The sequence below is a fragment of the Streptomyces sp. NPDC087270 genome (assembly GCF_044744625.1).
In the GTDB taxonomy this organism is placed as follows: Bacteria; Actinomycetota; Actinomycetes; order Streptomycetales; family Streptomycetaceae; genus Actinacidiphila.
This window is the reverse complement of the sequence record NZ_JBIUYR010000005.1, coordinates 180,395-201,855: the sequence shown is the minus strand read 5'-3', so window position 1 is coordinate 201,855 and position 21,461 is coordinate 180,395. Positions and strand designations below refer to the sequence as shown.

Annotated in this window: 16 protein-coding genes; 9 read left to right on the top strand and 7 right to left on the bottom strand. The window is 75.5% G+C overall.

Annotated features, from left to right (window positions below; all coding sequences use genetic code 11):
* Positions 1-149 precede the first annotated feature (149 nt).
* Both ACIPAE_RS12240 and ACIPAE_RS12235 read right to left on the bottom strand, forming a co-directional pair.
* Positions 150-1,610, bottom strand: coding sequence for a cryptochrome/photolyase family protein (locus tag ACIPAE_RS12240; protein ID WP_402444720.1), 1,461 nt, complete (start codon positions 1,608-1,610; stop codon positions 150-152).
* Positions 1,607-3,160 carry an SDR family oxidoreductase gene (locus ACIPAE_RS12235; RefSeq protein WP_366410841.1) on the bottom strand — a complete coding sequence of 518 codons (1,554 nt, stop codon included), beginning with the start codon at positions 3,158-3,160 and terminating at the stop codon, positions 1,607-1,609. The genes ACIPAE_RS12240 and ACIPAE_RS12235 overlap by 4 nt, the downstream gene beginning before the upstream one ends.
* Before the next feature lie 446 nt (positions 3,161-3,606).
* On the opposite strand from ACIPAE_RS12235, the gene ACIPAE_RS12230 reads away from it, so the two are divergent.
* Together ACIPAE_RS12230 and ACIPAE_RS12225 are read left to right on the top strand one after the other, a co-directional pair.
* The gene (locus ACIPAE_RS12230; protein WP_402444718.1) at positions 3,607-5,028 is read left to right on the top strand and encodes a chloride channel protein; all 1,422 of its coding nucleotides are present in this window, start codon (positions 3,607-3,609) and stop codon (positions 5,026-5,028) included.
* A gap of 93 nt (positions 5,029-5,121) precedes the next feature.
* A complete protein-coding gene (locus ACIPAE_RS12225; protein WP_402444716.1) occupies positions 5,122-6,084 on the top strand; it encodes an SDR family NAD(P)-dependent oxidoreductase in 963 nt (320 codons plus the stop codon).
* Between the two features lie 122 nt (positions 6,085-6,206).
* On the opposite strand, the gene ACIPAE_RS12220 is transcribed toward ACIPAE_RS12225, so the two are convergent.
* Positions 6,207-6,665, bottom strand: coding sequence for a nucleoside deaminase (locus tag ACIPAE_RS12220; protein ID WP_366410838.1), 459 nt, complete (start codon positions 6,663-6,665; stop codon positions 6,207-6,209).
* Between the two features lie 85 nt (positions 6,666-6,750).
* On the opposite strand from ACIPAE_RS12220, the gene ACIPAE_RS12215 reads away from it, so the two are divergent.
* On the top strand, positions 6,751-7,461 hold the full coding sequence (locus tag ACIPAE_RS12215; protein WP_402444714.1) for a PhzF family phenazine biosynthesis protein: 711 nt from the start codon (positions 6,751-6,753) through the stop codon (positions 7,459-7,461).
* Positions 7,462-7,515: 54 nt separating this feature from the next.
* Here ACIPAE_RS12215 and ACIPAE_RS12210 read toward each other — a convergent pair whose 3' ends face one another.
* On the bottom strand, positions 7,516-8,364 hold the full coding sequence (locus tag ACIPAE_RS12210; protein ID WP_402444712.1) for a hypothetical protein: 849 nt from the start codon (positions 8,362-8,364) through the stop codon (positions 7,516-7,518).
* Between the two features lie 306 nt (positions 8,365-8,670).
* Here ACIPAE_RS12210 and ACIPAE_RS12205 point away from each other — a divergent pair, with 306 nt between their 5' ends.
* The 3 genes from ACIPAE_RS12205 to ACIPAE_RS12195 all read left to right on the top strand — a co-directional run bounded on the left by ACIPAE_RS12205 (position 8,671) and on the right by ACIPAE_RS12195 (position 13,566).
* A complete protein-coding gene (locus ACIPAE_RS12205; protein WP_402444710.1) occupies positions 8,671-11,040 on the top strand; it encodes a hypothetical protein in 2,370 nt (789 codons plus the stop codon).
* Positions 11,030-12,517, top strand: a complete 1,488-nt coding sequence (locus ACIPAE_RS12200; protein WP_402444708.1) for a hypothetical protein — start codon at positions 11,030-11,032, stop codon at positions 12,515-12,517. The genes ACIPAE_RS12205 and ACIPAE_RS12200 overlap by 11 nt, the downstream gene beginning before the upstream one ends.
* A gap of 485 nt (positions 12,518-13,002) precedes the next feature.
* Complete coding sequence (locus tag ACIPAE_RS12195) at positions 13,003-13,566, top strand: DinB family protein (RefSeq protein ID WP_329362825.1); 564 nt, start codon at positions 13,003-13,005, stop codon at positions 13,564-13,566.
* A 104-nt stretch (positions 13,567-13,670) separates the two neighbouring features.
* Here ACIPAE_RS12195 and ACIPAE_RS12190 read toward each other — a convergent pair whose 3' ends face one another.
* Complete coding sequence (locus ACIPAE_RS12190; protein WP_402444705.1) at positions 13,671-14,606, bottom strand: oxidoreductase; 936 nt, start codon at positions 14,604-14,606, stop codon at positions 13,671-13,673.
* A 104-nt stretch (positions 14,607-14,710) separates the two neighbouring features.
* Here ACIPAE_RS12190 and ACIPAE_RS12185 point away from each other — a divergent pair, with 104 nt between their 5' ends.
* Entirely contained in the window at positions 14,711-15,295 is a 585-nt protein-coding gene (locus ACIPAE_RS12185; RefSeq protein ID WP_402445043.1) for a TetR family transcriptional regulator, read from the top strand.
* A gap of 109 nt (positions 15,296-15,404) precedes the next feature.
* On the opposite strand, the gene ACIPAE_RS12180 is transcribed toward ACIPAE_RS12185, so the two are convergent.
* Positions 15,405-16,037: a MarC family protein gene (locus ACIPAE_RS12180; protein ID WP_402444703.1), complete on the bottom strand. Its 633-nt coding sequence runs from the start codon at positions 16,035-16,037 to the stop codon at positions 15,405-15,407.
* Positions 16,038-16,372: 335 nt separating this feature from the next.
* On the opposite strand from ACIPAE_RS12180, the gene ACIPAE_RS12175 reads away from it, so the two are divergent.
* Positions 16,373-17,848 carry an MFS transporter gene (locus ACIPAE_RS12175; protein ID WP_402444701.1) on the top strand — a complete coding sequence of 492 codons (1,476 nt, stop codon included), beginning with the start codon at positions 16,373-16,375 and terminating at the stop codon, positions 17,846-17,848.
* A gap of 173 nt (positions 17,849-18,021) precedes the next feature.
* The gene (locus ACIPAE_RS12170) at positions 18,022-18,996 is read left to right on the top strand and encodes a hypothetical protein (protein ID WP_402444700.1); all 975 of its coding nucleotides are present in this window, start codon (positions 18,022-18,024) and stop codon (positions 18,994-18,996) included.
* Positions 18,997-19,034: 38 nt separating this feature from the next.
* Here the strand turns inward: ACIPAE_RS12170 and ACIPAE_RS12165 are convergent, their stop codons facing one another.
* Positions 19,035-21,335 (bottom strand): acyltransferase family protein, encoded by a 2,301-nt coding sequence (locus ACIPAE_RS12165; protein ID WP_402444698.1) that lies wholly within the window; start codon positions 21,333-21,335, stop codon positions 19,035-19,037.
* Positions 21,336-21,461 lie beyond the last annotated feature (126 nt).

The following is a 21,461-nucleotide window of genomic DNA, read 5'->3' as shown; positions in this document are numbered from 1 at the left end:
GCACCACCGCACCACGGCTCCACCGCACTACGGCTCCACCGCACCACGGCTCCACCGCTCTGAACGCTTCACCGCACCACGGTGCCGCCGGACGCATCCCGTCCGGCGGCACCGCCATGCCCGGCCGCGGTCCACTTCCGGCCGCTTCGCTACCCGAGCCCCCGCGCCTGCCTGAACCGGGCCAGCCCCTCGGCCAGTTCGACGATCGGCTCGGGGTAGTCGCCGCACCCCGCGCGCTCCCGCGCCGGCAGCTTCCACGGCTCGTGCACCGCCGCACCCGCCACACCGGCCAGCTCCGGCACCCAGCGGCGCACGTAACTGCCGTCCGGGTCGTACCGCTTCGCCTGGAGCAGCGGGTTGAGCACCCGGTTGGGGCGGGAGTCGGTGCCGGTGCCGGCCACCCACTGCCAGTTGAGCTGGTTGTTGGCGATGTCGCCGTCGACCAGCAGCTCCAGGAAGTGCCGGGCGCCCACCCGCCAGTCCAGGTAGAGGGTCTTGGTCAGGAAGCTCGCGGTCAGCAGCCGGCCCCGGTTGTGCATCCAGCCCTCCGTACGCAGCTGCCGCATCGCCGCGTCGACCACCGGGTAGCCGGTCCGGCCCTGCCGCCACGCCTCCGCGTCGGCCTCCGCCGAAGCCCCGGTACGCCAACGGTCGTGCCGGGTACGGTAGTCGGCCGCCGACACCGCCGGACGGGCGGCCAGCAACTGGTGGTTGAAGTCGCGCCAGCACACCTGCCGGGCGAACGCCTCCGCGCCCGGCCCGCCCTTCGCCAGCGCCCGCCGCACCGCCTCGACCGGCGAGAGCGTGCCGAAGTGCAGGTGCGGGGAGAGCCGCGACGTCGCGTCCCCCGGCATGTCGTCATGGCGCGCGTCGTACTCCCCGACACCGCGCCGCAGCCACGCGGTGAGCAGCCGCCGGGCCACGTCCTCACCGCCCGCGGCCAGTTCGGGTGACACCGCGCCGACCGCCGCGCGCGGCTCGATCGCGGCCGAGCGCACCGACTCCGGCACCCGCACGGCTCTCGGTGCGGGCAGCGGATCGCGCAGCCCCTCCTGCCGCCAGCGCCGGAAGTACGGGGTGAACACCGCGAAGTGGCCGGAGTTCTGCGGGACGACCCGGCCCGGCGGCACCGCCGTGACCACCGCGTCGTGGACGTGCAGCCGCCGCCCGTCCGCGGTGAGGGCACGCCGCAGCCGCTCCTCACGGCGCTGCGCGAACCCGCTGCATCCGGAGGCCACATGCACCTCGGCCGCGTCCGCCTCCCGCGCGACCGCGCACACCTCCGCGACCGTCTCCCCGGCCCGCAGCACCAGCCGCCCGCCGCGCTCGCGCAGCCCGGCGTCCAGCGCGCCCAGGCAGTCGGCGAGGAACGCCCGCCGGTTGGGCGCGGCGAACCCGGCGCCGTCCACCGCGGGATCGCGGACGAACAGCGGCACCACCTCCTCCGCGCCGGCCAGCGCGGCCCGCAGCGGCGGATGGTCGTGCACCCGCAGGTCGGAGGTGAACAGCACGACCGCACGCCGCGTCGTCGCCGAACGTGCCCCGGCCGTAGCGGAGTCGGCGGACTTGGCGGCCTTGGCGGACTTCGCGGACTTGGCGGACCCGCTCATCGCGTGCGGCCGCCTTTCGTGAGCCGGCCCGACGCGCTCGCGGCGGAGGCGCGGCCCTCCGAGGCGTCCACACGGCTCGCCGCCCGCGCGATGTTGCGCGCCATCCCGCCGAACACGGCAGCGTGGAAAGGGGAGATGGACCACCAGTAGGCGTGCCCGAGCAGACCTCGGGGCTGGAAGACGGCGCGCTGGTGGTAGCGGGTGCGGCCGGAGCCGTCGGTGCCCGCGCGCATCTCCAGCCACGCCGGGCCGGGCAGCCGCATCTCGGCGCGCAACCGCAGCAGCCGGCCCCGTTCGATCTCCTCCACCCGCCAGAAGTCCAACGAGTCGCCGATCCGCAGCCGTTCCGCGTCGCGCCGGCCGCGCCGCAGCCCGACCCCGCCCACCAGCCGGTCCAGCCAGCCGCGCACCGCCCACGCCAACGGGAAGGAGTACCAGCCGTGTTCGCCGCCGATGCCCTCGATCACCCGCCACAGATCGGCCGGTGAGGCGTCGACCACCGCCTCCCGCTCGTCGGTGTAGAGGCTGCCGCCGGTCCAGTCGGGGTCGGTCGGCAGCGGGTCGCTCGGCGCGCCGGGCACCGACGCCGACGACCAGCGGGTGGTGACCTGCGCGTCCCGCACCCGTTGCAGCGCCAGCCGCAGCGCGGTGTCCACGTCGAGCGGACCGCCGGGCGGGTCGGGCACGTGGTCGGCGATGTCGTGCTCGTGGCAGACCACTTCGTGCCGCAGCGACTCGGCGAGCGGGCGCGCCACGCTCGCCGGGACCGGCGTGACCAGCCCGACCCAGTGGCTGGACAGCCGGGGCGTGAGCACCGGCACCGGCACGATCACCCGCCGCGGCAGCCCGGCCACCGTCGCGTACCGCCGCATCATGTCCCGGTACGTGACCACGCCGGTGCCGCCGATGTCGAACGCCCGGTTCACGTCGGACGGCATGGCGGCGCTGCCCACCAGATAGCGCAGCACGTCGCGGACGGCGATCGGCTGAAGCCGGGTGCGTACCCAACTCGGCGTCACCATCGCCGGCAGCCGCTCGGTGAGGTAGCGCAGCATCTCGAACGACGCGGAGCCCGAGCCGATGATCACCGCGGCCCGCAGCACCGTGGTCGGCACGCCCGACGCCAGCAGGATCTCGCCGACCTCGGTGCGCGAGCGCAGGTGCGGGGAGAGCCGGCCGGTCGGCACGTCCCGCGGGGTGAGCCCGCCGAGGTAGACGATCCGCCGCACGCCCGCGGCCCTGGCCTGCTCGGCGAAGATCCGCGCCGCCTTGCGGTCGGTGTGCTCGAACTCGGCGCCGGTGCCGAGCGCGTGCACCAGGTAGTACGCCACCTCGACGTCCCGCAGCGCCGCGCCCACCGCCTCGCGGTCCAGCACGTCGCCGGCCGCGACCTCGACCCGGCCCACCCACGGGTGGTCGCGCAGTTTCTCCGGGGTGCGGGCCAGGCACCGCACCTCGTGTCCGGCGTCGAGGAGTTGCGGGACGAGCCGGCCGCCGATGTACCCGGTCGCCCCGGTCACCAGGCACCGGGGTCCGGGCTGAGCTGTCACGTGCCTCACCGTAGCGGACGGGACGTGCCGGAGCCGTCACCGTGCGTGTGCGTGGCGGGGTGGTCGGGGGGCGGGTGGGCGCGTGGATGACCGCGGGGCGGGTCCGGTGCCGGTCCGGTGCCGGGTACGTCGCGGAAGGCGGCCGTGAACCGCGGGGCGCGGCGCGGTCCGTGCGGCATTCGGCCCGCTCCCGCCGCTCCGCCGGGTGACCTGACCGGTGTCGGCGGCCGGGCGGGCGGCGCCTGGTGCTTGGGTCGGCGGGTCGGGGTACGCGAACGCGGTCGGCGGTGAGGCGGTGGGTCATGGCGGGCGGGGCAGCCGGGGCGGAAGGGGCGGCGGGCACACCCGGCGGAACGGGCGGCGGAACGGGCGGTGGCACGGGGGGCGGGACGGGTGGCGGGCCGGGCACGGGTGGCGCGCCCGGGGCCGGTTCGGGCGGGAACGGCGTGGCGGCCGAGGCGGACGCGCTGCTGCGCAGCCGCGCCTACCTCGCCCTGCTGGGATTCGCGGTCCTGCTCGGCGTCCCGATCTCCGCGGCGGCGTTCGGCTTCCTCGCGCTGACCGCGAAGCTCGAACCGCTGATCTACCACGACCTGCCCCGCTCGCTCGGCTTCGACGGGACCCCGCCGTGGTGGCCGGTGCCGATGCTCGCGGTCGGCGGGGTGCTGACCGCGCTGTGCGTACGCTTCCTGCCCGGCGCAGGCGGCCACGAGCCGACCGACGGGTTCTCCGCGACCGGCACGTTCGGGCTGAGCGCGCTGCCCGGCGTCTTCCTCGCCGCCCTCGCCACCCTCTCCTTCGGCGCGGTGCTCGGCCCGGAGGCGCCGCTGCTCGCGCTGGGCGGCGGGCTGGCCGCCGGGTCGATCCGGCTGCTGCGGCCCGGCCTGCCCGAGCGGACGTACGCGGTGGTCGGCGCCACCGGCAGCTTCGCCGCGGTGAGTTCACTGCTCGGCTCGCCGCTGCTGGGCGCGTTCCTGCTGATGGAGGCGGCCGGGCTGGGCGGTCCGATGCTCGGCCCGGTGCTGGTGCCCGGCCTGCTCGCGTCCGGGATCGGCGCGCTCATCTTCGTCGGCATGGGCTCGTGGACGGGCCTCGGGACGTACTCCCTGAAGCTGCCGCACGTGCCGAAGGCGGCCGACCCCACCGCGGCCGAGTTCGGCTGGGCGCTGCTGATCGGGCTGGCCGCGGCACTGATCGCGGCCGGACTCCGGTGGCTCGCGCGGCGGCTGCGCCGGCACGTCGAGGGCCACCGGCTGCCGCTCACCGTGCTGCTCGGCCTGGTCGTCGCGGGCCTGGCCATCGCCTACGCGGAGGGCTCGGGCAAGCCCGCCACCGATGTGCTCTACTCCGGGCAGACCGCGATGGGTCCGCTGCTCAGCGACGCCGCCACGTTCTCGATCGGCACGCTCGCGCTGCTGGTCGTGTGCAAGGTCCTGGCGTACTCCGCGTCGTTGAGAGCCTTCCGCGGCGGCCCGATCTTCCCGGCCCTGTTCGTCGGCGCGGCCGGCGGCGTGCTCATGTCGCACCTGCCCGGCCTGCCGCTGGTCGCCGCCTTCGCCACCGGGATGGGGGCGATGAGCGTGGCCATGCTGCGGCTGCCGCTCACGTCGGTGCTGCTGGCCACCCTCCTGATCGGCAAGGACGGCCTGACCGTGATGCCGCTGGTGATCGTGGCGGTCGTGGTGTCGTACGTGGCCACGGCCGTGCTGTCCCGGCCCCCTGCCGGCGCGGAGCCTGATCCCGGTGCCGCGCCTGGTCCGGGCGCCGCGCCTGGTCCGGGCGGCGCGCCCGGGCACGGAACCGCGCCCGCTTCCGGTTCCGTACCCGGACACGGAACCGCGCCCGACACCGGGGCCGGCAGCGGCTGAACGCGGCGGAAGAGGTGAAACCCGCCGCCGTTCGGCTCGAATGCCGCGCAGCCATTTGCCTTGGAGAGCACTCCAGCTCCTAGCCTCGAAGCCATGACCACACCACAGCAGCGCATCGCATCCGGATTCGGCGCCGAGAGCACCGCGGCCGAGGTCCTGCGCGGAATCGACCTGACGGGGAAGCTCGCGGTCGTCACCGGCGGCTACTCCGGGCTCGGCCTGGAGACCACCCGCGCGCTGACCGCGGCCGGCGCGCACGTCGTCGTGCCGGCCCGCCGCCCCGACACCGCGCGGGAGGCGCTGGCCGGCATCGACGGCGTCGAGCTGGAGGAGCTGGATCTGGCCGACCTCGGCAGCGTCGAGAAGTTCGCCGAGCGGTTCCTCGCCACCGGCCGCGACATCCACCTCGTCATCAACAGCGCCGCCGTCATGGCCTGCCCGGAGACCCGGGTCGGCCCGGGCTGGGAGGCGCAGTTCGCCACCAACCACCTCGGCCACTACGCCCTGGTCAACCGGCTGTGGCCGGCGATCGAGCGGGGCCGCGGCCGGGTCGTCGCGGTCTCCTCCGCCGGTCACCACTACTCCGCGATCCGCTGGGACGACCTCGGGTTCGAGCAGGGCGACTACGACAAGTGGGAGGCGTACGGCCAGGCCAAGACCGCCAACGTGCTGTTCGCCGTCCAGCTCGACGCCCTCGCCCGCGACCGCGGCGTGCGGGCCTTCGCGCTGCACCCCGGCGGTATCCTCACCCCGCTCCAACGCCACCTTCCCCAGCAGGAGATGGTGGACCGCGGCTGGATCGACGAGGACGGCAACCCGCTGAACCCGGAGGGTTTCAAGACACCCGAACAGGGCGCCGCCACCCAGGTCTTCGCCGCCACCTCACCCCAACTCGACGGCAAGGGCGGGGTCTACCTGGAGGACTGCGACATCGCGGACGTCGCGGTGCCCGACGGTCCCCGCACCGGCGTCAAGGCGTATGCCGTCGACCCCGAGCAGGCGGCCCGGCTGTGGACCCTGTCGGCCGAACTCACCGGCGTGAACGCCTTCGCCTGACAGGCGCGTTGCACCTGACGGATGGTCAACTGCCGGCGCTGGTAGCCCGGTCGGGCCGCCGGACCGCCCCGCGACGTATCCGGGCGGTCCGGCGCCCGTGCCGCCGAGGACCTCCCGCCGGGCTATTCCCCGATGTCCTCGGCCCACAACTCCGGCCGTGTCGCGATGAAGTCCCGCATCAGCGTGACGCACGCGTCGTCGTCCAGCACCGTCACCCGCACGCCGTGCTCGGCGAGCCAGTCGTGGCCGCCGTGGAAGGTGCGCGCCTCGCCGATCAGCACCTGGCCGATGCCGAACTGCCGCACCAGGCCGGAGCAGTACCAGCACGGCGACAAGGTGGTGACCATGGTGGTGAGCCGGTACCCGCGCAGCCGCCCCGCCGCGCGGAACGCCGAGGTCTCGGCGTGCGCCGACGGATCGCCGTCCTGCACCCGGCGGTTGCGGCCGCGGCCGAGCAGGTCGCCGTCCGGGCCGAACAGGGCCGCGCCGATCGGGACCCCGCCCTCGGTCAGCCCCGCCCGCGCCTCCTGGAGGGCCACCGCGAGCATGGCCGCCGGGTCCGTTGCCGCCGTCCGTGTCATGGGCCCACTGTCCCGGCCCGGCCCGCCGCCCGCAACGCGACACGACCGGTGACCGCGCTACGGTCCGGGCTGGTTGAATGCTCCCGTGCCAGCCACCCGTACCAGTGTCGACGTGCTGACCGTGCTGTGCGGCCCCGACCGCCGCCACGGCAGCGAGGTCGCGGTCGTACGCGACGGGCGGCCGTATCCCGACCGCCGCTCGCGCCAGGAACTGGCCGCGCGGCTGGGCTGCCCGCACACCGTGTTCGTGGACGACCCGGAGCGCGGCGCCGTCGAGGTGCACCGGCCCGGCCGGCCCGCCGCGCCGGGCGCGGGGCCGGGCTCCGTACCGGGCCGCGAGTTGGCCCCGCACGCGCTGATCGGCGCGGCCTGGCTGCTCGACCTGGAGATCCTGGAGATCCCCTCGCTCGGCGACGTGTTCGCCCGGCACGACGGGGAGTTCGGCTGGGTCACCGCGCTGGCCGGCTGGGCGGCGCCGTGCGCCCTGCGGCAGTACGCCGCTCCGGCGCTGGTCGAGGCGCGGCCGGCCGGTGACGCCGAGGAGCGCCACTATGCCTGGGCGTGGTCCGACGAGGCGGCCGGACGGGTCGTCGGCGCCGAACACCACGGCACCGCGTCCCCCCGCCCGGGTCCCACCGGCGCCGGCGCCCTCCTGCTCGCCCACCACCTGCAACGGGCCCTGAACGTCAGCGAGGCGCCGGGCGCCCAGATCCTCTGCGCGCCCGGCGCCGACGGCACCATCGAGATCGGCGGCCGCGTACTCCTCGATCCGGCCCGGCACCTGCGGCTCGGGTAGGGGCGAACGGCCCGCGGGTCGGCCGGATCGCCCGCCGGTCAGCCGATGATCAGGTCAGCCGGTCGTCGGCCGGTAGGCGTAGATCGTGGTGGCGACCTCGCACACGCTCGGCGGCACGATCTCCACCCGCAGCAGCTTGGCGGACGGGTCGTAGTCGACGCCCTCGGCCTCGAAGGTGCCCGAGCAGATGCTGCTCTGCGGGATCTGGAAGAGCGTGCTGACCTGCCCGGTGACCGGGGTGCCGTCCAGCGCGTGCGGCAGGTCGACCTGGAGGACGTCCTTCGTGGCGTCGTCGGAGGCGCAGACCAGCCGGGTCGCGGAGACGAAGTCGCAGCCCTGGATGTCCGAGACGCTGCGGTCGAGGGTGATCTGCCCGGCCTGGGCGAGGGTGCCGCCGGTGCTCGGCGTGGACGGGTTGGTCAGCGGCGCGGGGAAGACCTGCAACCGGGTCTCGGTGTTCCACTCGCCCTCCACCAGCCACTGGGCGTCGGGGGAGACCGCGGCGAAGGAGTTGTTGAGCGCCTCGCCGGAGTCCAGCGGGTGGGTGTAGTCGTACGACTGGCCGCCCGGCGTGGTGACCTCGAAGAGCTTGGAGGTGGCGTCGTCGCCGCCCTGGTAGGCGTCGAAGACGTAGCCGTTCGCGATGTCCGGGTCGCCGACGTGGTTCCAGCCCTGGACCCGCAGCCGCAGCGGCACCGAGCCCAGGCCCCGGGTGAGCAGCGAGCCGTCCGCCCGGCTGGCGATGCCCTCGCCGCCGGTGAGCGAGTTCACCGTCGAACTGCCCGCCGCCACCCACCCGCCGGGCGAGTCGTCGGCGTGCGCGGTCGCGGAACCCAGCGCGGTGGCTGCGGCGGCGGCGATCAGCAGCGCGGTCGCGCGGCGGCGCAGTGCGGTTGCGGTCACAGGAACCCCCAAGGTGGTCGGAGCTCGGCTCGGCGGACCGACCCCGGCCACGTGCGCAGTCCTGTGGCGGGCTCGGGCAGCCATGACCCTAGCCCCACCGGTATCACCCGCACCAGCACGCGTCGGCCAACTCGCCCTGAACGTCCGAGGATTGGCGGGTGCATGGCGAGTGCGGGCTGGGGGCGGCGCGGCGGGCCGCGAGCCGGGTGGCGGCGGGGCGTCGGGGAGGGGTGGCGGGCCGGCGGGGCGTTGTCGGTGCCGGGAACTACAGTCGTGGGTGGGTACAGGCACGACGGGGAGACGGCCATGGGGGACACGAGCGGAGCGGACGCGCGCCGATCGCCGCGCGGGGGCGCGCCGACGCGGGCAGCCGCGCTGATCCTGGCCGTCCTCGGCGTGCTGCTGCTCCTGTGCGGTGCCGGCGGCGCGAGCGCGGCACCGGACAGCGGTTCCGGGTCCGGCACGGGATCGGACGAGGGCAGCGCGGCGCCGCCCGTGTCGCAGTCCGTCCGGCTCGCCGCCGCGCTGCGCACCGACCCGGTGTACGTCACCGACCAACTGCCGCGCGTCGTCCCGCGGTCCACCGCCCCCGCCTTCGCGGCGCTGGCGAAGACGACCGGCGTGCCGACGTACGTCCTGGTCCTGCCCGACCACGGCGGCTCCGGCGACGCCCTGCTGGGCACCGTCCACGACCGGCTCGGCCGCGACGGGCTCTACGTCGAGGTGGACGACATGGGCGTCGCCGCCGCCAAGGCGTTCGGCGTCCGCGCCCCCGCCGACGACGCACGGACCATCGCGCTGTACGCGCTGCCGTACGACGCGGGGCCGCTGCGCTCCTTCCGCGTGTTCACCGAGGCGATCGCCTCCGGCCCGGCGCGGGCCGCGCACCGCGCCGACCAGTTGGAGAAGAAGTACGGCAACACCGGCCGCGAGGTCGCCCCCGACTACATCGACAGCACCGACCGCGCCAACCAGTCCTTCCTCACCGGCATCGCGCTGACCTGCCTCCCGCTGTCCGTGCTGCTGATCGGCTGGTTCCTACGGGCCCGCCGGCATCGTACGCGTGCCAGGGGAGCGGTCGGTGGCGGTGGCGCGGGTGGTGGCGTAGGTGGTGGCGGCGGCGCGGGTGTCACCCTCGCCAAGGGCGGCCATCCTCCCGGCAAGCCCGCCGGCCGGTCCACGCGCAAGGGCGCCCAGGGCGCCAAGGACAGCCGCGGCGCCAAGGACAGCCGCGGCGCCGAGGACCGTACGGTGCGCGGCGGGCGCGTCCGGGCGCTGCTGCCTGAGTCGGCCGCCGCGCTGCTGCTGGTCCTCGGCATCGTGCTCCTGGCGCCCCAGCTCTTCGACCAGACCACCGACAGCGCCGCCTCGCCGCCTACCCGCGCCGACCTCACCGCCCGGGTGGACCGGGTCGCGGCCGGCCTGCGGCAGGGCGCCGTCTACACCGACCCGGAGAGTCCGCAGGTGCTCGACGCGGCCCGGCTCGCCGAACTCCGCCGCAAGATCGCCGCGTTCCGCACCGGGCCGATCCGGCTCGCCGTGGTGCCCCAACTGCCGGACGACGAGTCGGCCGGCGACTCCGAGGCGTTCGTGACCGCGGTGCACGCCCGCCTCGCGGCCGACGGCGGCGGCGCCCCCGGCACCGACGCCGGCAAGGGCAGCGGCGGACTCTACGTCGTCGCGGACCCGCTCAGCGGCGACATCGACGTCTACGACTACGGCCTCCCGCTCGACGACCTCCGCCTCACCCTCGACCTGCCGATGGCCATCGCCTACGACCGCTCGGACGACGCCTCCGACGACAACCACCTCGGCGACCGCCTGGACCAGCTCATGGCGTACATCGCCAAGGTCCCGCACGCCGCCGCCGATCCGTCCTCCGGCCCGGACCAGCCCCCCGAGGCGGTCTCCGCCCACAAGCTGCCGGGGCTCTTCCACGGCGACTTCTTTCCGGGGCTGTTCGTCGGCGCGTTCGGCGCGGCCGTCCTGGTCGGGCTCACCGCCGCGGGCACCGGGACGGGCGCCGCGCTCCGACGGCGCGCGCGGCGCGGGCCCCGTCGTGCGGCGGTCGCCGAGCCGCCCTCGCGGGCCTCGACCGCCTACCTCGCGCAGGCAGCCCGGCGCGAAACGGACGCCCTGGCAACGCGGTTCGCGGCCGCCGCCCCGGACGCCCCGCACCGCGACACCGCCTGGGACTGCCTCGACACGGCGATGCTGCTCCTCGGCGACCACGACGGTGACGGCGACGGTCGTGACGGCGAGGGTCATGACGGCGACGGACGCGACGCGGGCGCGCGGGCCGCGGAGTCGGCCGCCGCGACGGTGCTCGCGCAGGCGGGCCTGGCGGCGCTCGCCGGACGGCCGTACTTGCACTGCTGCACCGTCAACCCGCTGCACGGCGCCGCGGCCACCGGCGGCGCGGCCACCGCCGCCGCCGGGCCGAGCGACCGCATCCCGTCCGCCCGGCGCGCCGCCGCCCGCGCCGGCCACCGCTGCGACGGCTGCCGCGCCGCCGCGGCCCGCGGGCCGGACGCGCTCGACCGCCGACGGCTCTTCCTGCCCGGCCCGCACGGGAGTTGGCGGCCGTACGAGGAAGCCCCGGGTCCGTTGCCCACCGCACGCGACGGGATCGCCCGGCTGATCGCCGGCACGAGGGAGTACACCCATGTCCAGTAGCCACCGTCCCCCCGTGCTGCCGTCGCCCGCACTCCACGGGACGGTTCGGGGCGCCGTACTCGCCCTGCTGGCAGGGCTGTCGACCCTGTGCGGGCTGTTCGTGGCCGCGGCGCCCGCCGGTGCCGCGCAGGCGCCGGCCCGGACTCAGGCGCAGTCGCAGGCACAGGCGCGATCACAGGTCCACGCGCCGGTCCGGCTCGGCGCGCCCGCCACCGGGGGCACGGCGGGGCAGCGGATCGCGGACGCGCTGAAAGCCTCCCCGGTGTACGTCGACCCGGCGTACGCGGGCGCGGTGCCGCCCGCGCGGCAGAAGCAACTGGTCGCGCGGATCGGCAGGACGCACCTGCCGATCAAGGTGGCGCTGGTACCCCTGGTGAAGGGCGACGCGTTCGACGGCGACTCCACGGTGCTCCAGGGGGTGCTGCACGACCGGCTGGGGATGGGCAACCTCATCCTGATCACCATGGACGGCGAGTTCGGCGACACGCTGACCGGCCAGGAGTGGCCCGACGACACGCATCAGGTCATGGACGCGGCCAGTGCGGTCGGCCTGATGGACGACATGAAGAGCGCGGGCCTCGCCGACCGTGTCGCGAAGGCCATCGACCTGATCGCGAGCGGCGACGGCAAGAAGGCGTACGACCAGGCCACCGCCGACATCGGTGGCCCCCCGACCACGGCGAAGGCCGAGCACGGCAAGGGTGGTTCGGCCGGTTCCGGGCCGGGCGCGGTGGTGTGGCTGCTCGTCGTGGCCGCCGTCGTGGTGCTGGGCGGCGGAGCCGGTTGGCTGCTGCGGCGACGCTCCATGGCCCGCCGCGCCTCGCCGTTCGCCTTCCCGCGGGAGGTGTTCGCGGCCGAGGAGGTCGCCGACGAGTCCGCGCTCCGGCGCCGCGCCGAGGCCGAGGTGATCGCGCTCGGCGAGGCGGTCGAGGACGCCGACGCCGGTTCCCGGCCCGGCCTCGCCCGCGCGCTCGACGCCTACGCGGCCGCCGGCAAGGTGCTGGACGGCGCCCGTGGCATCCCCGACCTCGCGGGCGTGCTCGCCCTGGTCGCCGAGGGCCGCGACGCGTTCGACGGCCGCTTCGACGCACTTCCGCTCTGCTTCTTCGACCCGCTGCACGGCCGGGCCGCCCGCCGCCTCGTCTGGCGGCCGCTCGGCAGCCGCGACACGCTGCGGGTCGCCGCCTGCGCGGAGTGCGCCACGGCCGTCGAGCAGCACCGCGCCCCGGAGGTGCTCACCGACACCGCCACCGACGGCCGCCGCGTCCCGTACTTCGAGGTGCCCGCGGGCGAGAGCGTCTGGGCCGCCACCGGTTACGGCTCGCTCGTCCCGCCACCGGCTCCCGTAGCCCAGGCCGCTGCCGATGCGGCTGACGCCGGCGCCGGCGACCGGTCCGTCGACCGGGATACGGGTCCTGGCGGCATCGCCCCCCGCGTCCTCGACGGCGATTTCCCCCGCCCGCGTCGCCCCCGCTGAGCCGCGGGGGAGAGCGTCTGGGCCGCCACTGGTTACGGCTCGCTCGTCCCGCCACCGGCTCCCGTAGCCCGGGCCGCTGCCGATGCGGCTGACGCCGGCGACTGTGACCGGTGCGCCGAGCGGGATACGAGTCTTGGCGGCATCGCCCCCCGCGTCCTCGACGGCGATTTCCCCCGCCCGCGTCGCCCCCGCTGAGCCGCGGGCGAGAGCGTCTGGGCCGCCACCGGCTACGGCTCGCTCGTCCCGCCACTGGCTCCTGTAGCCCGGGCCGCTGCCGATGCGGTTGACGTCGGCGACTGTGACCGGTCCGTCGAGCGGGATACGGGTCTTGGCGGCATCGCCCCCCGCGTCCTCGACGGCGATTTCCCCCGCCCGCGTCGCCCCCGCTGAGCCGCGGGCGATCGCGGACCGTACCTGACCGCATCGGCTCCTAGGGTCGAGAGTGTCAAGACGAACGGCACCGGAGACGGACCGAAGGGAACCCCATGCCGAGCCTGGTGAACGCGGAGACCGACGAGCGGGACGCACTGCTGGCCTTCCTGGACGCGCAGCGCGGCGGGCTGCGCCGCGCGGTCCGCGGGCTGACCGACGAGCAGGCCGCCGCGCACCCCAGCGCGAGCGCGATGGCGCTCGGCGGCCTGGTCAAACACGCGGCACACTGCGAGCACAACTGGGTCCAGGTCATCCTGATGGGCCGCCCGCAGGCCGGCCCCGGCCCGGCCGCCGACTGGCAGGCGGAGTTCCAGCTGCTGCCCGGCGAGACCCTCGCCGGCGTCCTCGCCGAGCTCGACGCGGTGGGCCGCGCGACCCGCGCGGCCATCGCCGAACTCCCCACCCTCGACGTGCTCGTCGCGCTGCCCGAGGCCCCTTGGTTCCCCAAGGACGGCAAGCGCAGCGCCCGTTGGATTCTGCTCCACCTGATCGAGGAGCAGGCCCGCCACGCCGGCCACGCCGACCTCATCCGCGAATCCCTCGACGGCGCGCAAGCCTTCGACCTGCTCGCCCAGGAACAGCAGGAACAGCAGGAACAGCAGGAACGACAGGGGTAGCAGGAGTAGCACGAGCGGCTGCGGGAGCAAGGGGGAAGCCGTCACTCCATACGAGCGCCGGGACATCGTCGTCGAGGCCTTCTTCGATCTCGCCGACGCGATCGTCAGTCAGCGGTCGGAAACAGGAACCGTACGTCGGTGAGCCGCTCCGACAGTTCCCACAGACGGCGGCCGGTCCGGGGATCGGCTGCCGCGGGGGACAACCGCACTCGTGTCGGGCCGCCCCGCAACTCGGCGAAGCCGTCCGGCCCGATGAACTCGCCGCCTTTCACGTCCGGGGCGGTGGCCGCGTACAGCTGGGGCAGCGCACCCTGGTCCGGGGGCTGGGCGAGCGGGGCGAGGACGTGGCCGAACAACACCTTCACCCTGTTGACGGGCGCACTCGTCTGGAGGTTGGTGGAGGTGTAGCCGGGGTGGGCGAGCAGGCTGCGCACCGGGCTGTCGGCCGCGGCGAGCCTCCGGTGGAGTTCCCGTCCGAAGACGGCGTTGGCGAACTTCGACTGGTTGTAGAACCCCATGGGCGAGTACGTGCGCTCGCCGGAGAGGTCGTCGACGTGGAGGTGCCCCTGCCGGTGGTTTTTCGAACTCACCGTGACCACGCGGGGATCGTCGCCCTCGGTCAGCAGGTCGAGCAGCAGACCGGTGAGCGCGAAGTGGCCGAGGTGGTTGCAGGCGAACTGCAACTCGTGGCCTTGGGCGCTCAGTGAGTGGGGCGGCGCCATCACTCCGGCGTTGTTGACGAGCACGTCCAGCCGCGGGTGATCGCCGCGTAACCGATCGGCGAATGCTCGGACCGAATCGAGATCGGCCAGGTCGAGGCGGCGCACCTCAAGGGCGGCGTCAGGCTGCTCAGCGGTGATCTCCGCGGCGGCCAGGCGGCCTTTCGCCTCGTCGCGCACCGCGAGGATCACGTGCCCGCCCTTGCGGGCGAGTGCCCGGGCGGTCGCCAGGCCGAGGCCGCTGTTGGCACCGGTGACGACGAACACCCGCTTGGCCTGGTCCGGGATCTGGTGGGCGGTCCAGCGCTGGTTCTTCCTCATACGGCACACGCTGCCTTCTATGGCACTCGGTGTCAAGAAGGTACCAGGTGTCATGGATGGCGTGGCGATAGGATCGGACGGTGAACTCCCGCCCTGAAGTCACCATGGCCCAGCGCAAGCGCCAGCTCGTCTCCGACGAGCTGAGCGAAGCGGCGCTGCGACTACTGGCGTTGAAGGGGTTCGACGCGGTCACCATCGACGAGATCGCGGCCACCGCCGGCGTGTCCAAGCGAACGTTCTTCCGGTACTTCGCCTCCAAGGAAGACGTGGTCGTCCGGTTCCTGGCCGACATGGGCAGCGGCATGCGCGCGGAGCTGGCGTCTCGCCCCATCGAGGAGCGGCCCTCCGTGGCCCTGCGGCACACGGTCTGGGTCCCCGTGGCCGCCTGCGCCGACCATTTCGACAGGGCACTGCGCGTGGTTCAGCTGATCCTGCGCACCCCCGCCCTGCGCGCACGCTTCCTGGAGCGCCAGGACCAGTGGCGCGACGACTTGGCGGCGGAGTTGGCGCAGCGCCTGGGGCTCGATCCCGACACCGATCTGTACCCGCGGCTGGCTGCCGGGATGGCGCTCACCGCCTTCGACACCGTGCTGCGGCGGTGGAGCGACAGCGACGGCGCTCAGGACCCCGCCGAACTGACCGCCCAGGCGTTCGCCACCATCGTCCCGGCGCTTGACTCCATCGAGTGAGGCAGGGCGCCGTCGAGCGGCTGGGCAGGGTCCCCGCCGACGCCGACGGACCCCCGCGGACCCCTGCGGAGCCCTGCGGACCCCTGCGGACCCCTGCGGACCCCCGGGATCAGTGTCCGCCGCGGCCCAACCCGGGGACGCCGAGCGCCGACAGGCCGTCGAGCATCACGTCGACGCCGACCGCGGCGAGCAGCAGGCCGAGCAGGCGGCTGAGCAGTTCGGTGATGGTGTGGTGGGTCCGGCGCAGGAGCGGCGCGAGCACGATCACGCAGGCGAGGTCGAGCACGATCACGGTGTCGTACGCGCCGACGACGGTGCCGCGCCAGGTCCACGAGTCGCGCTCGGACGCCTCGATGAGGATCGCGGTGAGCGCCAGCGGGCTCACCACGAACGGCATCAGCAGCGCCCTGAGCCCGCTCACCACGTCGGGGTGGTCCTCCTGCGGCCCGTCGGGGCCGAGTTGCACGCCGAGCACGAGGCTGATCGCGTAGATGAAGAAGATCGCGCCGCCGGCCAACTGGAGCGCGGGCGGGGAGATGTGGAACAGCTCCAGCAGCCAGGGCGCGGTGAACCCGGCGAGCGCGCCCACCGCGACCGCCACCGCCGACGACAGCAGTGCGATCAGCCGCAGCCGCCTCCGGTCGTGCACCCGCGCCAGGTGCGCGAACGACAGCAGCACCTTGGGCGGCCCCACGACGGAGAAGAACGTGATGAACGCGGCGGCGTAGTTCTTGGTGACCATGGGGCGCATCCTCGGTCCGCCGTGCCCGGCCGCGGCGGACCGACCCGCCCGGGGCGGAAAAAGCCCGCGCGGAGCGGACGTGCCCGGGCGGAGCAGAAAATGCCCGCGCCGGGCGGAAGGCCCGCCGCTACGATGAGGCGGTCGTCCACGAAGGAGAGTTGAGGTGCCCGGTCACCGAAGCGCGCGCTGACGCCGTAGGTCGTATCCGACCCGTCATCGCGTGCTGCCCCTGAAGTCGAAGAGCGGCACAGCGAGCCTTTCCCTGCCCGGTTCCCGGCGGGCCGCACCCGCGCGCCCCGGAGCCGGCGCCGCTCTCCGCTACTCAAGGGGCACTCGTGCCGACCGCAGTTGGGACACCCTCTCCCCGTTCCTCCCGCTCTTCGCGTTCCTCCCTCTGGCGGGACGCCGACTTCCGCAGGTTCTGGGCGGGCGAGACCGCTTCCCAACTCGGCGAGCAGGCCGGCCGGACGATCCTGCCGCTCCTCGCCGTGGTGGCACTCCACTCGGGCCCCGGCCGGCTCGGCGCCCTGCGTGCCGTCGAGCAGGCGCCGATCCTGCTCTTCTCGCTGCTGATCGGCGTGTGGGTGGACCGCCGGCGGTCCCGCCGGTTCATGGTCCTCGCCGACCTCGGCCGCGCCGCGGTGCTGGCCGCGGTCCCGCTGGCGTACCTCTTCGGCGGCCTCGGCCTTCCGCTGCTGCTCGTCGTCGCGTTCCTCACCGGGTCCCTGTCGGCGTGCTTCGACGTGGCGTACCAGGCCACGCTCGTACGGCTGGTGCCGCGCGACCGGCTCACCGAGGGCAACAGCGCGCTGGAGGGCAGCCGGTCCGCCGCCCAGATCGGCGGGCCCGCGCTCGGCGGCGGGCTGGTGTCGCTGCTGTCCGCTCCGGTCGCGGTCGCGGGCTGCGTGTTCTTCTTCGCGCTGTCCGCCCTGTCGATCCGCCGCATCCGGCGCCCCGAGCCGCGACCAGCGCGGGCCAAGCCCGTATCCGTATCCGTGCCCGCGTCCGTGCCCGTACTCGCGTCCGAACTGACGTCCGAACCGACGTCCGAGCCGGTGTCCGAGCCCGCGGCCGGCCTGTGGTGGCAGATCCGCGACGGACTGCGGCTCGTCGCCGGCGACCCCGCGCTGCGGGCCGTGGGCACGGCGTCGGGCCTCTTCCAGTTCTCCTTCGCCGCCCTGATGACCGTGTACCTGCTCTTCCTGCCGCGCGCGCTGCACCTGTCGGGCGGCGCGGTCGGCCTGGTGCTCGCGGCGACCGGCCCGGGCGCGCTGGTGGGCTCCGCGCTGTCCGCCCGGCTGCCGGCCAGGATCGGATACGGCGTGGTGCTCGTCGGCGCGGCCGCGCTCGCCGACGGCGCGATGCTCTGCGTGCCCGCGCTCCACGGCTCCGGCGCCGCCACCCTCGGCGCCCTCATGGCGATCAACTTCGTCTACGGCGCCTTCAGCCAGCTCGTCAACGTGACCACCACCGCCGTCCGGCAGGCCGTCACACCGCTACGGCTCCAGGGCCGCGTGGTCGCGACCATCAACGTCGTCGGCATGGGCCTGGGCCCGTTCGGCTCCCTGACCGGTGGCGGTCTCGCCGCCCGCTACGGGCTGCGCGCCGCGCTGCTGGCGACCGCCGCCGCGATGACCCTCTCCCCGCTGTACTTCGCCTGCTCCCCGCTCGCCCGCCTCGGCCGGAACCTCCCGGACCCGCCGGACGACCAGGACGAGCCGGACCTCCCGGACCAGGCGCCGGACGCCCTCCGTACGGCGGAGACCGGCGACCGGACGAGCCCGACGCGGGCCGGCGACGCCTCCCCGTGACCGCGCGGCGACGGCGCCAACTCTCCGCACCAGGCTCGGTGTTCGGGCCGCGCCGCCCCAACTGGACGGGAAGCGCCGGGGGCGGGCATCCGCCCCGCCCCCGGAGCACGGCTCGCGGTGAACTAGCCTTGCGGCCCATGGGAAACGGGAGCCCGGAGAGAGGAGCGGGGCCAATGAGCACACCGGCGACTCGTCCGGGTCGTGCGGCGGACGACGCGGACGACCCGCGGATGGACTACTGCTCGACCTGCCGGCGTACCCTCAACGGCGCCTTCATGTGCCCGGGTTGCGGCGCCTACGCGCCCGACATCGACCCGCGCGGCCCGGCCGGGCGGGCACCGGCCGACCTGCCGCCCGAGGACGGCGAACCCGTGGACGACCTCGCGGCGGAGCCGGACGGCGCGCCTGCCCCCGAGGCGCCGACGGTGTCGATCCCGGCCGTCCCCGCGGCGCCCGAGACGCCATACGACCGCGACCGCGAACCGCCCCCGGCGTCACGCGGGTCCGCCACCGCGGAGCCGACGGCACCGCGCCCGGACGCGCCTTCCGCCGACGCCTCCCCGGCCGGCCCGCCCTCGGCCAAGGTGGCGCTGCCCCCGGAGCGGCCCGACCCGGCCGGAGCGCCCGAGGTCTCCGCGACCTCCCCGGCCCGCACGTCCGGCGCCGGCCCGCGGCCGGCCCCGGGCACCGGTCCGGAACCGCTCGACGAGCGGCGCCGCAGAAACCGCCGCCGCGCCGCGGTCGTCGCCGCGTTCGCACTGGTCGGGGGCGGCATAGCCGCGGCGGTCATATCCGCCGGCTCCTCCTCGACCCCGCCCGCCGCGTCCGTCCCGGACGACCCCTCGCCGCACGGCACTTCGGCGCCGGGCGCCGCCGCGCCCGCCTCCAGCGCGCCGCCCCGCAGCCCCTCCACCGGGCACCCCCGCACCTCGGCCGGCCGCCCGCCCGCCGCAGGCCCCGGCACCTCCGCCTCCTCCGCCCCCGCCACACCCCGGGCAGCGGGCACCACGGCCTCCGGCAGCGTCACCACCCCCAGCACCGGTACGTCCGCACCGCAGTCCGCGTCGCCCACCGGCACCCCGACTTCCGCGCCCCCCACCACCCCGTCCGACAAGCCGCCCTGCGTGCTGGGCATCTGCCTGCACTGACCCGCGCCCGCACCCGCACCCGCCCCAGCATGTCGCCGTCAGGAGTCGCCGGCGGTCAGGGTGTCGGCGAGGCTGGTCGCGAACAGCGTGGTGCCGGCGCCGCCGCGCGGGTGGACGTGGTCGATCCACAGCAGGCCCAGATGGGTGGCGACGGTGGAGTACCAGTCGTCCAGGAGCACTTCGGGGTGGTCGGCGTGGTAGTCGCGCACCGCGCTGTTGACGCTGTCCTGCCACGGGAACGGCCCGCGTACGGTGGTCAGTACGATCCGGCGGTCGCCGACCACGGCGCGGACGTGGTCCACGTCCTGCGTGCTGAACGTCGCGTTGGTGCCGAGTGCCAGCACGACGGTGCCGCGCAGCCGGTGCTGGGCCAGGAGCTGCGCGCAGATGTCGGGGGCGTCCTCCATCATCCGCCCGACCTGGGCGTAGAGCTGGATGCCGGGCAGCACCCGGTGCAGATCCTGCGCGGAGCCCAGCGTGATCGAGTCGCCGATCATGGTGATGTCGCTGCCGTCGACCGTGCCGGGCGCGAGGGAGGGAGCCGCGGAGGGGGACCGCTCGGCCGGCGCCGACGAGCCCGGGTCGGCGGGAGGCGCGGGCACCGGGGCCGGGGGAGACGCCGGGTCCGCCGCCGTACCGGACGAGCCGTGGGGCGCGGCCAAGTGGGCGTCCCCGCCGCCCTTCCCGGCGAGCGTCGCCTCGTACTTCGCCCCGGCCTGCAACTGGCTCTGCAGGGCGCTGGGCGCCGACGCCGGACTGACCAGCACCGCGGCCGCCGCGAGCGCGACCGCGCCGACCACCACCGCCAGTGCCGGGTGCCGCCTGACCACCCGGGCCCGCGGAACCGTACGGTGCGCGCGTCGCAGCAAGGTGGCCGGTGCCGGGAGCGGTCCGGCCGCTGCCTGCCCTCGCCGCGCCTTCTCGTCCCGCGGAAGCGCCCCGCCGGCCCGCGGAACCGTCGTGTCCCGCCCGGCCGTCCCGCCGTGCGTCGCGGTCTCGCCGTGCCCGGCCGTCCCGCCGTGCGTTGCGGTCTCGCCGTGCCCGGGCGTCTCGCCGTGCGTTGCGGTCTCGCCGTGCCCGGGCGTCTCGCCGCGCGTGGCCGTCTCGCCGTGCGTTGCGGTCTCGCCGTGCCCGGCCGTCCCGCCGCGCGTCGCCGTCTCGCCGCGCGTCGCCGTCTCGCCGCGCGTCGCCGTACGGTCCGGCCGACGGCGCAGGGCCGCGGCGATCGGCCGCTGCACCAGCCGCTGGCCGGCGACGGCGAGGAGCAGCGGTGCGAGGAGTTCCACCGCGCGTACGGCCGTGGAGATGTCGGGCCACAGGGCGTTCGCGGTCACGACGACCGGCCAGTGCCACAGGTAGAGCCCGTAGGAGTGCCGGCCGAGCAGCCGCAGCGGTGCGGTGTCCAGCAGCCGCGGCTGCGCGTCGAGCGCGCAGCCCGCGCACACCACCGTGGTGGCCAGCGCGACCACCGCGAAGCCCCACCCGTACATCACGCCGTTGCCCGGGCCGAGTACGGCGAAGCCGGCCAGCGCCGCGAGCGCGGTGCGCACCGCGGCCCGGCCGCGGTGCGGCAGCCGGGCGGCGTAGCGGGTCAGCGCGGGCAGGGCCAGCGCGGCGGCGCAGCCCGCGAGAAGCGCGCCGCAGTGCGAGTCGGTGCCGAAGTACGCCCGGGAGCCGCCGGCGGCGCCGGGGCCGAGCGCGTGCATCCGCCACAGCGACGTCGCCGCGCCGCCGGCGGCGAGCACCGCGAGCGCCCCGGTCAGCAGCGGCCGGCGGCGGCCGCGCGCGAACGGCAGGAGGACGGCCAGCAGCAGCGGCCAGACCAGGTAGAACTGCTCCTCCACGCTCAGCGACCACAGGTGCTGGAGCAGCGGCGGGCTGCCGAAGTGGTGGAAGTAGTCGGCGCCTTGGTGGATCTGCCACCAGTTGTTGACGAACGCCAGCGACGCCAGGGTGTCGCCGCGCAGGCCGTCGCCGATGCCGGTGCCGCGTCCTGCCGTGAGCCGCGCGGCCACCGCGCAGGCGGTCAGCACCAGCAGCAGCTCGGGCAGCAGCCGGACCGCGCGGCGCCGCCAGAACCCGCCGAGCCCGATCCGGCCGTCCCGCCGGTGCTCGGCCAGGAGCAGATGGGTGATCAGGAAGCCGCTGATACCGAAGAAGACGTCCACGCCGAGGTAGCCGCCGGGCAGCCAGTCCGGGTCCACGTGGTACGCGACGACGGCCGCGACGGCGAGCGCGCGCAGCCCGTCCAGGCCGGCGAGTCGCGGACCTCGGGCCGGCGGCCCGGATCTCCGGGAGGCGTTCCGGTCGGCGTTCCGGTCGGCGTTCCGGTCAGCCACTTGGCCGGTTCCCGGGCTGGTGTCCTTACGGGGCCCCGGGCCGGTGTCCTCGCGGGGCGCGGGCGGGTCCGCCGGCCCGTGCAGGCGGGAGGCGGCGGGGGGACGGGACTCGGGCAGCGGGGCAGA

What these genes read in the sequence shown, in the direction of transcription:
- ACIPAE_RS12240 (WP_402444720.1), bottom strand. Translation starts at nt 1,610, where the DNA reads ATGAGCGGGTCCGCCAAGTCCGCGAAGTCCGCCAAGGCCGCCAAGTCC.
- ACIPAE_RS12225 (WP_402444716.1), top strand. Translation starts at nt 5,122, where the DNA reads ATGACCACACCACAGCAGCGCATCGCATCCGGATTCGGCGCCGAGAGC.
- ACIPAE_RS12220 (WP_366410838.1), bottom strand. Translation starts at nt 6,665, where the DNA reads ATGACACGGACGGCGGCAACGGACCCGGCGGCCATGCTCGCGGTGGCC.
- ACIPAE_RS12205 (WP_402444710.1), top strand. Translation starts at nt 8,671, where the DNA reads ATGGGGGACACGAGCGGAGCGGACGCGCGCCGATCGCCGCGCGGGGGC.
- ACIPAE_RS12200 (WP_402444708.1), top strand. Translation starts at nt 11,030, where the DNA reads ATGTCCAGTAGCCACCGTCCCCCCGTGCTGCCGTCGCCCGCACTCCAC.
- ACIPAE_RS12195 (WP_329362825.1), top strand. Translation starts at nt 13,003, where the DNA reads ATGCCGAGCCTGGTGAACGCGGAGACCGACGAGCGGGACGCACTGCTG.
- ACIPAE_RS12190 (WP_402444705.1), bottom strand. Translation starts at nt 14,606, where the DNA reads ATGAGGAAGAACCAGCGCTGGACCGCCCACCAGATCCCGGACCAGGCC.
- ACIPAE_RS12185 (WP_402445043.1), top strand. Translation starts at nt 14,711, where the DNA reads ATGGCCCAGCGCAAGCGCCAGCTCGTCTCCGACGAGCTGAGCGAAGCG.
- ACIPAE_RS12180 (WP_402444703.1), bottom strand. Translation starts at nt 16,037, where the DNA reads ATGGTCACCAAGAACTACGCCGCCGCGTTCATCACGTTCTTCTCCGTC.
- ACIPAE_RS12170 (WP_402444700.1), top strand. Translation starts at nt 18,022, where the DNA reads ATGAGCACACCGGCGACTCGTCCGGGTCGTGCGGCGGACGACGCGGAC.